The following is a 12,529-nucleotide window of genomic DNA, read 5'->3' as shown; positions in this document are numbered from 1 at the left end:
AATACCACTTATAATCCTGGAAAATGATAGCCATACCATTTCAAAAAGAAAACATGGACAGATCCTCAATACTCTCCAAATTAAAGGTCATTGTTGCCAATTACAGCCACGACAAAGATGCTTTAGAATACCTCAGTGAAAGCACCGATTTTATTAAAGACCTCAAAATCAATTCCGCCAATCTGGTAGATGTGGTTCTCGATGTAGAAGAAGAATTCGACATAGAAATCGACAATCTCGCTATGGAAAGAATGCTGAATGTAAGTGCTGCGATAGAAATCATCACCGACAAATTGAAAGCAAAATGATAGGAAATGATATCGTTGATTTGCGACAGGCAGCACTGGAAAGTAACTGGCGCAGAAAAGGATATCTGAACAAGCTGTTTACAAAAAACGAGCAGCAATGGATTCTGGAGGCCAGTAACCCCGGGCAAATGGTCTGGTTATTATGGAGTATGAAAGAAGCTGCCTATAAAATTTATTCCCGAAGGAAAACCTGGCGTGCATTCGCTCCTTTAAAACTCATTTGCAAGACCCTGGAAATCAAAGAAGAATTGGCAATTGGTAGCGTGGAATGTGAAAGTCACACCTTTTTCAGTCAAACGATGCTGACTGCTCAATTTATCCACACGATTGCGACTGAACAACACCCTATGCAAGCGATTACCGTGAAAATCACTGGGTATAATCCAACAGACACCAGCTATAGGAATACGGATCCGGCCACGGTGAGTCACCATGGCCGATACCTGGCATTGGCTTATGTATAAGCCAGCTGCTATTACCTATAAGGAATCTATTAAGTCATTACTACATTAAGTTTTCTTCAATCAAAAGATTGATAATACCATCCGCAAGTCCAACTTTTGGCACATAAATCTGCTTAATTCCTGTCCATTTCAATAGCGTGATGTAAATCTCGCAAGCTGGAATAATTACGTCTGCACGGTCGGGGTTTAATCCAAAAACCTGGATTCTCTCTTTTAAAGAATGACTGTTAAGATTGTTATAAAGCGTTTTTAGCTTGATAAAAGACATCGGCATCCCTTCTTTCTCATCAGACATGCGGTACAGTTTATTGATGTTTCCACCAGTACCAATCGCCGCCAGATTTTTATGGCCCTTTGTATTTTCTTTTACCCACAGTTTCATCTCTTCCCAGGTCTCTTCTCTATCCTGATTGTCCAGAATTCTTATCGTTCCGATATCAAAAGATTTGGAAGCCACTGGAATCCGGTTCACAAAGACAGAAAGTTCTGTACTTCCCCCACCAACATCGATATATAAATAGCTCTTTTTATTGTCAAGCGTCTCTTCAATATGATTGGCATAAATGATATTCGCTTCCCTTTGTCCCTGGATAATCTCCAGGTCCAGGTCGCAAACTTCCTTTACCTGTTTGATAATATCTCTCCCATTTTCTGCCTCACGCATTGCTGAGGTGGCACAAGCCAGGTATTTAGTGACGTGATAAACGTCCATCAGGTTTTTAAAAGCGGTCATGGTTTTCAGCAAATCTTCCGTTTTTCTGTTAGAAATGCGGTGATCCAGAAAAGCGTCATCCCCTAAACGTAAAGGAACCCTGATTAATGTATTTTTCTTAAAGCCAAACCCTTCATCAGTTTTCGTGATGTCGGCAATTAACAACCTCACGGCATTGGACCCTATATCTATAGCAGCATATCTAAGCATTGGCTTTATTGGTGTTTATTTTTTAAGTAATTATAGGTTTGAACCTGCGCTCTAACCTTAGTATTGATTCTATTTTTATGGTATTTGTTGTTGTTCATTTTGGTGATATCACGCGCTTTGACATTATCCTGAAGCTGGAACTCTATAATATCACGAATTTCTTGTTTCACCTCTTTGTCCAACACCGGAAAGCCGACCTCTACACGATGCTCGAAATTCCTGCTCATTAAATCTGCAGAGGAAAGGTACATTTCTTCTTTACCATTGTTCCCAAAAATGAAAACCCGGGCATGTTCCAAAAATTTATCAATGATACTGATGACGGTAATATTTTCACTGAAACCTTCTATACCGGGTACCAGGGTACAAATCCCTCTAACAATCATCTTGATTTTCACCCCTGCATTACTGGCCTCATATAATTTTTCTACGATGCCTTCATCCGCCAGACTATTTACTTTAAGGATCATATAAGCAGGTTTCCCTGAGTTTGCGATCTTAATTTCACGATCAATCAATTGATAAAATTTGGTACGTGTTTCCAGTGGCGAAACGATCAGATGTTTAAATCCACTGACTACAATTTTCTTATTTAGTCCCGCAAACAGTTTCACAAGATCCTGTGTAATCTCTCTTTTTGCGGTAAAGATGCTATGGTCACAATAGATTCCGGCCGTCTTTTCATTGAAATTACCTGTGGCCAGATTGGCGTAATATACTGCCTTTCCTTTTTCCATTCTTTTGACAAGGCAGATTTTCGAGTGCACTTTATAATCTGTCAGACCATAATTTACATTCACCCCTTCTTCTTTTAATCTGGTACTCCAGAAAATATTTGCCTTTTCATCGAATCTCGCTTTCAGCTCTACCAGGCAATTCACCTTTTTACCGTTTTTAGCGGCATTAATCAGCGCATTAACCACTTTTGAGTTTTCTGCAAGGCGATACAGGGTAATATTAATCTCTGTTACCTTCGGATCAATTGCCGCCTCTCTCAGGAATAAAATGATGTAATCATAAGATTGGTAAGGCAGGTTTACGAGGTAATCTTTTTCTGCCAGTTTATTGAAAATGCTTTCTGTACGATGTAAACCGGCTACTTTCAAAGGAACATTTGGCGCATATTCAAGCTCTTTTCCACCCACATTCGGGAAAGCAATAAAATCACCGAAGCGGTGGTATCGATTTCCGGGGATCAAGCTTTCTGCTTCAATTTTCATTTTATTCAACAATACCGTTAACATCTCGAAAGGCATTTCGGTATCGTATAAAAGTCGCATGGGCTTGCCTCTTTTCCGCTTATCCAGACTACTCTTTAATTCTTCAATAAACTTATCACTAACTCTTTTATCGATATCTAATTCTGCATCCCGAGTCAGCTGTATAGAAAACGCATCAATTACATCATAATTAAACACATAAAAGATATCATCCAGACAATATTTAATAATATCCTCTGCCAAAATGATAAACTTTAACCCATTAGTTTCCGGTAATACCAGAAACCGGGGTAGATTAGCTGGCAATTCGATGAGTGCATACCTTGCGCTGGTTTTCGAAGAAGCCTTAGAAAGGCGTACAAAGAAATAAAGAAACCTGTCTTTTAATTCCGGGAATGGTTTTTCCAGATCGATCATGATGGGTACCAGGTTAGAAAGGATTTTATCTCTAAAATGATTCCTCACAAACTCTCCCCTGGCCACATTTAACTGTGTTTCATTGAGGATAAAAATCCTGTTTTGTGCCAGTTCATTGATTAGTGTGGCCTGAAACAGCAGCTCGAATTTCCGCTCCTGCTTCACCACGATATTCTTTATTTCATTTAAGATCTTTTTAGGATTGAATCCTAATAAGGCCTTCGCTTTTTCATTTAGATTGGCCAAACGGCTCATGGTGGCAACCCTTACCCTATAAAACTCTTCCAGGTTAGAAGAAAAGATAGAAAGGAATTTAATCCTTTCTATCAAGGGCACTGTTTCATCTGCCGCTTCCTGCAACACCCGCTCGTTAAAATACAACCAGCTAATCTCTCTATTTAGGAATGGTGCCTTTTTTCTTGTCATGTATAAATAAAAAAATCCCTGTAAGAAACAGGGATGCTCAAAACTGCAAATTCTATTGTTAATTCAGTGTTAATTATCACCTCCTCCAAGAATTAAAACTTAACGTCCCGCTATTTTGCTTTTTAGGATTCCCTATACAGGCGTTGAATCCGTTGTTTTTTCTACAACCGTTTCCACCTCAGTACTTGTATTTCCTGAATCCGCTGCCTTTTCCGCTGTCACAGGAGCCGTTGCTTTTTTAGCCGGTCTGCCCACACTCGCTTTAACACCAGAAGCTTTTGCTACTGTAGGTTTAGTTGCTGTCGGTTTTGCAGCTGTTGTTTTAGCGGCAACAGGTTTAGCAACAACCGATTTAGCCGTTGTAGCTTTAGTTGCAGCCGGCTTAGCTTTAGCCGCTGTTTTCGCTCCACTAGATTTAGCGGTTGGTTTAGCAGCTCCATTCACTACCTCAGCCACTTCTTTCTTTAATACAGCCACTTTTTCTGCCGCTGTTTTAGCTGCTGATTTAGCTTTTTCTGTTGCTTTCTTTAAAGGCTTAGCCAAGGCATCTGCTGCTTTTTCTTCTGTTGCAATCGCGGCAACTTTTACGCTTTGAACAACAGGTTTAGCTTTTGCTACTGCTTTCTTAACTACTTTTTTTGCTTTCTTTACTTCTTTTTCGACCTCTTTTTTCAAAACTTTGGCCTTTTTCTCCGCTTTCTTTTTCAGTGGTTTATTCGCTTTTGCAGCTTCTTCCAATTTTGAATTTACGGCTTCTTTCACTTCAAGGAATTTCGTAGAAAGTTTTCTTGCTACGACTTTACTTGCTTTTGCAATATCATCACCGATTTTCTCTGCATCATGTCCCAAATGTTTTACCACTTCGAAAAACTTCGCACTTAGACTTTTCTCCAATTGTTTTTTTGCTGCACTTTTAGCAACTTTCTTTTCTACTCTTGATTTTTTGCCTTTCATATTCGTTTATTTATAAGTTTTTAGGTTGATCAGATAAATAGGACACTGCTCAGTTCATATTCCTCGTTTAATGTTTATATTTGTGATGAGCACCCATAATGGGTTAAATTTCACTTAAATCTAATATTTTTTTTATTCTAAAGCTATAATCATGCCCACTTTCGATATTGTAAGTAAAGTTGACGCGCAAACTTTTGATAACGCGATGAACAATGCCAAAAAAGAAATCCTAAACCGTTATGATTTCAATGCCTCTAAGAGTACGATTGATCATGACAAGAAAACCAACCAAATCACGATCGTAACAGAAGATGATATGCGTTTAAAAGCCATTGAGGATGCTATTATCTCCAGAATGGTTAAACAAGGTCTTGATCCTAAGAGTTTAGACTTTGGAAAAGAACAATATGCTTCCGGAAATATGATCAGAAAAGAGATTTCTATCAAGGAAGGTATTGACAAAGAAGCCGCTAAAAAAATTGTTGCAAAAATAAAGGCCAGTGGATTAAAAGTTCAGGCTTCGATGATGGATGACCAGGTTCGAGTACAGAGTAAAAGCATTGATGACCTGCAGGGCGTCATTTCACTTTGTAGAGGCGAAGACTTCGGTCAGCCATTACAGTTCATTAATATGCGTAACTAATCCAGTTACAACGATCAACTAAGGAGCAATATTCCTTATTCCTCTGCAACCTTATTTTCAATTGCAGAATTTAACAATCCTGCATCATATAGGTGCTGATATTCATTTGATCACATCTTTTAATGATGTGATCAAATGATTGCTCTCTTGATTTTTTTCAAACAGGTACTTTAAAAACAAAAGCCGATGGAAATTACTGATAGTGGATTTGTTTTTTCTGATGATCCTCAGAAAATAGATCCGATTGCCATTCATCATTACTTAAGTACTCAGTCCTACTGGGCGCAGAATATCCCGCTGGAAACCGTAAAAAAGTCGATCGCCAACTCCCTGTGTTTCGGCATTTATATCGAAGGAAAGCAAATCGGTTTTGCAAGATGGATTACAGATAAAGCCACATTTGCCTACCTGGCGGATGTATATGTAGAAGAAATCTACCGCGGACAAGGCCTGGCAAAAAAACTCATGTCATTAATGCTTTTTCATCAGGACTTACAAGGATTGAGAAGATATATGCTGGCTACAATGGATGCACATAACTTATATGCGCAATTTGGATTCAAACAGATCGACCATCCGGACCGCTTAATGGCCGTTGTCATTAAAGATGCTTATTTATAAATAAGCACCTCAGCCAATTGAAAAGACCTGTAAAGTCCAATAAAAGACAAAAAGCCCGTCGAAGAATAAATTCAAAGACCGGGCTTATGATATAGCTGTCATTCTTTTAAGAACAACCCTTTAAAATCAAAAGAAGGTTTATTACTTAAACCGTTTTCACATCTCCTTCGCTGTAATCCTTAATATCGGCGATGTAGCCGTTTAGAATCAGAAAGTCGAACAATGGCTTTGCATCCGGTGTTACCGGCATATTTGCGCTTGTAATTACCGTATTCGTCTTTTTATCCAGGAAAGGATAAGCAAACAAGCGTACATTTTTGCTAAACATATCACTCACATAACTCAGCAACTGGCTGGAATAATTCTCGCCGAAATTACTGGAATTAAACACGAATTTCAAGTTGTTGATATTCGTAGAAATCCCAACACTTTTTGGTTTGCAACGGTCCAGGTATTTCGCCAGTTTATTGTGTCTGGCAAAGTTAGATACCATCACAAGGTTACCCGTTTTACACATATCTTCCGCACGTTTTGCAACAGCTTCCAGGTCAAAACTTTCCGGTTCATCGTCACCGGCACTCAATACATTAGATAAAAGTACCTCGATCAATACACTTAGATTCTCTTTGCTAACGCTTTCTGAGCGGACAAACTGGTCTACGGCCTTGTTCAACATACTAAAGTTAGGATTGGATTTCTGCGCGTATTTGGTGCGTAGAATCATGATATCCTTTTTATAAAGCAAGTCTTTCGGCAGACAAGGGTTTCCCAGGGAATCAAAAATCGCCGCATCAGAAAAGTCTTTTACAATCAGATAAAGATTCAAAAGAATATTGTTGATCTTTCCAAAAGCAGGACCGCTCACCGAAATCAGGTCGATCTCTACAGAACCTACAGTCAGGTTATCTGCTAAAGATTCGATCATGGTTTTCGGATCATTATTATAGTAGAAAGCTGCATAAACCAGATTCACACCAATAATCCCCAATACATTCTGTTGTAGTGCAGCATCAGTATCCAGCAATCTCACATGGAAAAAGATCTCATTTGGTTCTCCTCCTGGTTCCGATTGAAAACGAATTCCAATCCAGCCATGGGGATCATTTGATTTGTTGTAATTTAAAGTCGTAACAGTATCTGCAAAAGCAAAGAAAGTACGGTCGTCATATTTCTCACCGTTCAATCTTTCATTTAGCAGACCAAATTCATGACTCAACATCTTTAACAGTCTGGATTGACTAACATATCTCCCTGATTCTTCTACTCCATAAATCGCATCGCTGAAAGTCATATCGTAAGCCGACATGGTTTTAGCAACTGTTCCAGAGGCAGCACCCGCAGTAAAAAAGTTACGGGCCACTTCCTGCCCCGCACCAATTTCTGCGAAGGTTCCGTAAATCTTAGGGTTTAAGTTAATCTTCAAGGCTTTACGCTTGGTATCCAGAATTTCTCTTTCCATACTGCAAAAATAACACAATAAGACGGAATTCAGGCCATAAAATTGCCGATCTTGAATCAAAAATTTAAAGATCAAAACACTATCTTGGTTGTCAGATGCTAAACGTTACCAACCTCAACATACAATTTCTGAATAAAGCAGATAAATCCTGGCTTACTGCGGTGAGTGACATCAGTTTCCGTGTAGATAAAGGGAAAGTTCTGGGCATTGTCGGAGAATCCGGATCCGGAAAATCGGTCACCTCTTTTTCTATTATGAGGCTTCATGATCCGGTAAATACAAAAGTTAAGGGCGACATAGAATTTGACAGAGTAGACCTGTTAAACCTCTCTCCGGAGGAAATCCGTAAATATAGAGGTAACAAAATTGCCATGATTTTTCAGGAACCGATGACCTCCTTAAATCCGGTATTCACTTGTGGCTATCAGGTACAGGAGGCTATAATGCTCCATCAGCATAGCGATAAAGCAAGCGCTAAAGAAAAAACCATTGCCTTATTTGAGGAAGTGCAATTACCCCGTCCGGAGCAAATATTTGAAAGTTACCCGCATCAGTTGTCCGGCGGACAAAAACAGCGCGTCATGATTGCGATGGCCCTGAGTTGTAATCCGGAGCTTTTAATTGCTGATGAACCTACCACTGCATTAGACGTGACCGTTCAAAAGACAATCCTTCAGCTGTTAATGCGGATTAAAAAAGAACGGGATATGGCAATGATCTTTATCTCCCATGATTTAGGTGTCATTGCAGAGATCGCCGACCAGATCGCCGTCATGTACAAAGGAAAGATCGTAGAACAGGGATCCACCAAAAAGGTTTTTGAATCGCCGGGACATCCATATACCAAAGGTTTACTGGCTTGCCGGCCAAACCCTCAATTCCTGTTGAAAAAACTCCCTGTAGTTGCCGATTTCCTGGCGGGAGATCCCGATCTGGCCGTAGCCCACCTGCTAAAAAGCAATAATTACCAGCCGCAGGAAATTAGCGACAGGAGAGCTCAATTATATGCGCAGCAACCCATCCTGCAAGTCAAAGACCTTTGCACCTGGTTTCCCATTAAAAAAGGCCTTTTCGGAAAAACCACTGATTATGTAAAAGCAGTAGATCAGGTTAGTTTTGATGTATTCCCGGGAGAAACACTGGGCCTCGTTGGAGAATCTGGTTGCGGTAAAACTACCTTAGGCAGGAGTATTTTAAGGCTGATCAACCCGACATCGGGCAACCTTATTTTCGAAGGAAAAGAAATCACTAAAATCCATAAATCTGAGCTACGGAAAATGAGAAGAGAGATACAGATTATCTTTCAGGATCCTTATTCCTCTTTAAACCCAAAACTTACCATTGGCAATGCCCTAATGGAACCACTACAGGTCCACGGCCTGTTCGAAAATGATACTAAAAGAAAAGCTCATGTATTGGAATTACTGGAGCGGGTAGACTTAAATCCGGCAACATTCAACAAGTATCCGCATGAGTTTTCCGGTGGACAAAGACAACGGATTGTAATTGCAAGAGCATTGGCCTTACAGCCGAAATTCATCATTTGCGATGAATCCGTGTCGGCATTAGATGTTTCCGTCCAGGCGCAGGTGCTTAATTTGTTGAGGCAGCTGCAACAGGATTTCGGATTGACTTACATCTTTATTTCGCATGATCTTTCTGTGGTGAAACACATCTCCGATCGCATCATTGTGATGAACAAAGGAAAAATAGAAGAACTGGGTTTTCCGGAAGAGATTTACTTCCACCCTAAAGCTGAGTATACTAAAAGACTAATTGCAGCGATACCCGGCTCACCGAATATTCATTAATGATTTCCGGATCCATTAAACCATTGAATTAAAAAATGAGTCCACTAAAAAACTGTCTCCAACAATACTATTTTGTAGTTTAATGAATTTCCGGTTCTACAGAACCACTGGCCAACTTGATTAAAGCGGTATTCAGCAACCTTCTTACCGCGCGTTCCTTCACCTTATCATAATGTTTCAAAAGCACCATCACTTTGAAAATGGCCACATCTTTATTGATGGCAATAGTTTTTATCGACAAACCGCGTTCTACGACATTATCCGAATCATTTTCTATCGCTTTCGTCAGGTATTCTTCCAGAAAATCAGGGGTATAACTATACCGCAATGAAAGGTCAAATTCTATACTTAATTTCTTGGTGTTTTGCTTCGACTGGTTCACGATGACCGAACCAAAAGCCACTGAATTCGGGATGATCACCATATCACTGTCTTCATTTTGAAGGATCATGTTGGTTAGTGTAATGTCCAGAATTTTCCCCTCATGCTCCCCTAACTTAATGTGGTCACCTAATGATAAGCGGTCTGAAAACATGATGATCAATCCATTAATCATACTCGTAATATAATCTTTGAATGTTACCGCCAGTGCAGCCGCCACAATCGAAACACTAAACACCAGTTCCCGGGGATCCACATTGAACAATGCGGTCAATGCCAATGCAAAAAACACGGTATTAAAGATGGAAACCACCCTGTTGATCCCCAGAATAAAGTTATCCTTAATGGTCTTTTTCAGTCGGTGTTTCTTGATATACCAATAAATCACGACCAGTCTCAGGATAGAAACAAGCAAACTCGGGCCTAAAAACAGAATACAGCCTTTACTTAATTTCCCTAGAAAAGGATATTCCGTATAGAGCTGAGGCACTTTGATCGCAAAATAAATCAGGGCTGCGCAAATCAGTGCCTTGATCAGAATCATGATCAATTCTTTACCTGTTTCTCTCTCTTTATCTTCTATAGTTATCAAAACCTATGTTCTTTAATAAAACCTTATTTGTTCAAAGATACAAAAATCGGCCATCCATTATCACAGATTTAACCTCATTTACACCGTTCTATTGCCTGATTAAAGACATTTAACTGCGCATTTGGCAGCTTTTCCACTTCAAATTGTTACCTTCGAATGATTCATATCTATACTATGGCAAAAAATAAATCATCTCACTTAGAACTCGTTTTAATACAATTAATTAGCGACGTTCTGGAGAAAAGCAACAAAGAGGCCCTGAATTACAAACAGGTCTCTGCAAAATTAAACATTACAGATTCCGATGCTAAGGAAACTATCCTCGATATATTGAAACAACAGGCTAAAAAAGGCGTTTTCGCTGAACCTGAACGTGGCAAGTTCAGACTAAAAGACCTGAAAACCTTTATCATTGGAAAAGTCGACATGACTGCCGATGGGAATGCATTCATCGTCCCTGACGATGAGTTTGAAAAAGATGTATTCGTATCCTCCCGTAAACTTCACAACGCCCTTCATGGTGACAAAGTAAAAGTTTACATCTACGCCAAGAAAAGCGGCCGTAAGAACGAAGGAGAAGTGGTTGAAATTATTCAACGTTTAAAAACTGACTTCATCGGTGTCATTAAGATCTCCGACCGTTTCGCTTTTGTAAACGTGGACGACAAGAAAATGCTACATGATATTTTCGTGCCATTAAGCGACCTTAACGGCGCTAAAAACGGACAGAAAGTACAGGTAACCATCACAGATTGGCCGGAAGGAGCTAAAAACCCGATTGGTAAAATCAGCAATATCCTTGGAGAGCAAGGAGAGAACAATACGGAAATGAATGCGATTCTTGCGCAGTATGGTTTCCCGCTGAGCTTCCCACCGGAAGTAGAAAAAGAGGCGGATTCCATTCCTGAGCAGGTATCAGCAGCAGAGATCGAAGGTCGCAGAGATTTCAGAGATACGGTTACTTTCACGATTGACCCTGCAGATGCAAAAGATTTTGATGATGCCATTTCTTTCAAAAAACTAGAGAATGGACATTACGAAATCGGCGTTCACATTGCCGATGTATCGCATTATGTAAGGCCTAATTCCGCACTTGATAAAGAAGCGTATGGCAGAGCAACCTCGGTTTACCTGGTAGACAGGGTGATCCCGATGCTTCCGGAGCGTTTGAGTAACGGCGTATGTTCTTTACGTCCAAATGAAGACAAACTGTGTTTTGCAGCTGTTTTCGAACTGGATGAAAAAGCAAATATCATTACCCAATGGTTTGGCCGCACGGTGATCCACTCCAACAGACGCTTTAGCTATGAAGAAGCGCAGGAAGTGATTGAAACCAAAGAAGGCGACCATGCAGAAGAGATTCTGAAACTAAATGAACTTGCCTATATCCTCAGAGAGAAGAAATTTAAAGAAGGTGCCATCAGTTTTGAGAGCACTGAAGTTAAATTCCAGCTGGATGAGAACGGTAAGCCCGTTGGTGTATATGTAAAAGAGCGTAAAGATGCCCACAAACTAATTGAAGATTACATGTTACTTGCCAATAGAAAAGTAGCAGAATTTATCGCTAAAAAAGGAAAAGGCAAGCAGAAATATACTTTCATTTACCGTTCCCATGATTCTCCAAATCTTGAAACCTTAAGTACTTTCGCACTTTTTGCAGCGCGTTTCGGTTACAAGATCAATACGAAATCAGATAAAGAGATTGCGAAATCACTAAACTACCTGATGGAAGATGTGGAAGGTAAAAAAGAGCAGAATGTATTGACGCAGCTGGCGATCCGTTCTATGGCGAAAGCAGTATACACGACTAAGAAAACCAGCCATTACGGTCTGGCATTTGATCACTATACCCACTTCACCTCTCCGATCAGACGTTACCCTGATGTGATGGTGCACCGCCTCCTGGCAGCTTATCTGAACGATGAGAAATCTGCAAATGAGGAAGAGTATGAAATTGCTGCTTCTCACTCTTCAGCGATGGAAAAACGTGCTGCTGATGCAGAACGTGCTTCGATCAAGTACAAACAAGCTGAATACCTGGAAGATAATATCGGAAGCACTTATACTGGTATCATCTCCGGCGTCACAGAATGGGGCATGTACATTGAGATCATTGCCAATAAGTGTGAAGGCATGATTCGCCTGAGAGACTTAACGGACGACTTCTACGTACTTGACGAGAAAAACTACTGCATCGTAGGTCAGCGTAAAAAGAAAACTTATCAGCTGGGCGATGAGGTACAGGTAAAAGTGAAAAAAGTAGACCTCTCGAAAAGACAAATAGATTTTTCTTTAATCCAATAATATAAAA

The 12,529-nt window shown here is 40.0% G+C and carries 11 protein-coding genes; 6 read left to right on the top strand and 5 right to left on the bottom strand.

Annotation, left to right across the window (positions count from 1 at the left end; all coding sequences use genetic code 11):
• Positions 1-53 precede the first annotated feature (53 nt).
• On the top strand, positions 54-308 hold the full coding sequence (locus OQX61_RS22565; RefSeq protein WP_265844091.1) for an acyl carrier protein: 255 nt from the start codon (positions 54-56) through the stop codon (positions 306-308).
• Entirely contained in the window at positions 305-772 is a 468-nt protein-coding gene (locus OQX61_RS22560; protein WP_265844090.1) for a 4'-phosphopantetheinyl transferase superfamily protein, read from the top strand. Before OQX61_RS22565 ends, OQX61_RS22560 begins: the two co-directional genes overlap by 4 nt.
• 40 nt (positions 773-812) lie before the next feature.
• On the opposite strand, the gene OQX61_RS22555 is transcribed toward OQX61_RS22560, so the two are convergent.
• The 3 genes from OQX61_RS22555 to OQX61_RS22545 all read right to left on the bottom strand — a co-directional run bounded on the left by OQX61_RS22555 (position 813) and on the right by OQX61_RS22545 (position 4,711).
• Entirely contained in the window at positions 813-1,694 is an 882-nt protein-coding gene (locus OQX61_RS22555) for an exopolyphosphatase (protein ID WP_265844089.1), read from the bottom strand.
• Positions 1,695-1,699: 5 nt separating this feature from the next.
• Positions 1,700-3,757: a polyphosphate kinase 1 gene (gene ppk1 / locus OQX61_RS22550; protein WP_265844088.1), complete on the bottom strand. Its 2,058-nt coding sequence runs from the start codon at positions 3,755-3,757 to the stop codon at positions 1,700-1,702.
• A 132-nt stretch (positions 3,758-3,889) separates the two neighbouring features.
• The gene (locus tag OQX61_RS22545) at positions 3,890-4,711 is read right to left on the bottom strand and encodes a hypothetical protein (protein ID WP_265844087.1); all 822 of its coding nucleotides are present in this window, start codon (positions 4,709-4,711) and stop codon (positions 3,890-3,892) included.
• Between the two features lie 151 nt (positions 4,712-4,862).
• Between OQX61_RS22545 and OQX61_RS22540 the strand changes: the two genes are divergently transcribed.
• Both OQX61_RS22540 and OQX61_RS22535 read left to right on the top strand, forming a co-directional pair.
• Positions 4,863-5,354, top strand: a complete 492-nt coding sequence (locus tag OQX61_RS22540; protein ID WP_265844086.1) for a YajQ family cyclic di-GMP-binding protein — start codon at positions 4,863-4,865, stop codon at positions 5,352-5,354.
• A gap of 186 nt (positions 5,355-5,540) precedes the next feature.
• A complete protein-coding gene (locus OQX61_RS22535) occupies positions 5,541-5,975 on the top strand; it encodes a GNAT family N-acetyltransferase (RefSeq protein WP_265844084.1) in 435 nt (144 codons plus the stop codon).
• Between the two features lie 145 nt (positions 5,976-6,120).
• On the opposite strand, the gene OQX61_RS22530 is transcribed toward OQX61_RS22535, so the two are convergent.
• Complete coding sequence (locus OQX61_RS22530) at positions 6,121-7,434, bottom strand: nicotinamide mononucleotide adenylyltransferase (RefSeq protein WP_182960913.1); 1,314 nt, start codon at positions 7,432-7,434, stop codon at positions 6,121-6,123.
• Between the two features lie 95 nt (positions 7,435-7,529).
• Between OQX61_RS22530 and OQX61_RS22525 the strand changes: the two genes are divergently transcribed.
• A complete protein-coding gene (locus tag OQX61_RS22525; protein ID WP_265844083.1) occupies positions 7,530-9,245 on the top strand; it encodes an ABC transporter ATP-binding protein in 1,716 nt (571 codons plus the stop codon).
• A 79-nt stretch (positions 9,246-9,324) separates the two neighbouring features.
• On the opposite strand, the gene OQX61_RS22520 is transcribed toward OQX61_RS22525, so the two are convergent.
• Positions 9,325-10,218, bottom strand: a complete 894-nt coding sequence (locus OQX61_RS22520; protein WP_265844082.1) for a mechanosensitive ion channel domain-containing protein — start codon at positions 10,216-10,218, stop codon at positions 9,325-9,327.
• 174 nt (positions 10,219-10,392) lie between these two features.
• Here OQX61_RS22520 and rnr point away from each other — a divergent pair, with 174 nt between their 5' ends.
• Entirely contained in the window at positions 10,393-12,522 is a 2,130-nt protein-coding gene (gene rnr / locus OQX61_RS22515) for a ribonuclease R (RefSeq protein WP_265844081.1), read from the top strand.
• The last annotated feature ends 7 nt before the right edge of the window (positions 12,523-12,529 follow it).

Origin of the sequence: Pedobacter sp. PLR (assembly GCF_026239675.1) — a bacterium.
GTDB lineage: Bacteria > Bacteroidota > Bacteroidia > Sphingobacteriales > Sphingobacteriaceae > Pedobacter.
This window is presented reverse-complemented; position numbering and strand designations above follow the sequence as displayed.

What these genes read in the sequence shown, in the direction of transcription:
- OQX61_RS22565 (WP_265844091.1), top strand. Translation starts at nt 54, where the DNA reads ATGGACAGATCCTCAATACTCTCCAAATTAAAGGTCATTGTTGCCAAT.
- OQX61_RS22560 (WP_265844090.1), top strand. Translation starts at nt 305, where the DNA reads ATGATAGGAAATGATATCGTTGATTTGCGACAGGCAGCACTGGAAAGT.
- OQX61_RS22555 (WP_265844089.1), bottom strand. Translation starts at nt 1,694, where the DNA reads ATGCTTAGATATGCTGCTATAGATATAGGGTCCAATGCCGTGAGGTTG.
- ppk1 (WP_265844088.1), bottom strand. Translation starts at nt 3,757, where the DNA reads ATGACAAGAAAAAAGGCACCATTCCTAAATAGAGAGATTAGCTGGTTG.
- OQX61_RS22545 (WP_265844087.1), bottom strand. Translation starts at nt 4,711, where the DNA reads ATGAAAGGCAAAAAATCAAGAGTAGAAAAGAAAGTTGCTAAAAGTGCA.
- OQX61_RS22540 (WP_265844086.1), top strand. Translation starts at nt 4,863, where the DNA reads ATGCCCACTTTCGATATTGTAAGTAAAGTTGACGCGCAAACTTTTGAT.
- OQX61_RS22535 (WP_265844084.1), top strand. Translation starts at nt 5,541, where the DNA reads ATGGAAATTACTGATAGTGGATTTGTTTTTTCTGATGATCCTCAGAAA.
- OQX61_RS22530 (WP_182960913.1), bottom strand. Translation starts at nt 7,434, where the DNA reads ATGGAAAGAGAAATTCTGGATACCAAGCGTAAAGCCTTGAAGATTAAC.
- OQX61_RS22525 (WP_265844083.1), top strand. Translation starts at nt 7,530, where the DNA reads ATGCTAAACGTTACCAACCTCAACATACAATTTCTGAATAAAGCAGAT.
- rnr (WP_265844081.1), top strand. Translation starts at nt 10,393, where the DNA reads ATGGCAAAAAATAAATCATCTCACTTAGAACTCGTTTTAATACAATTA.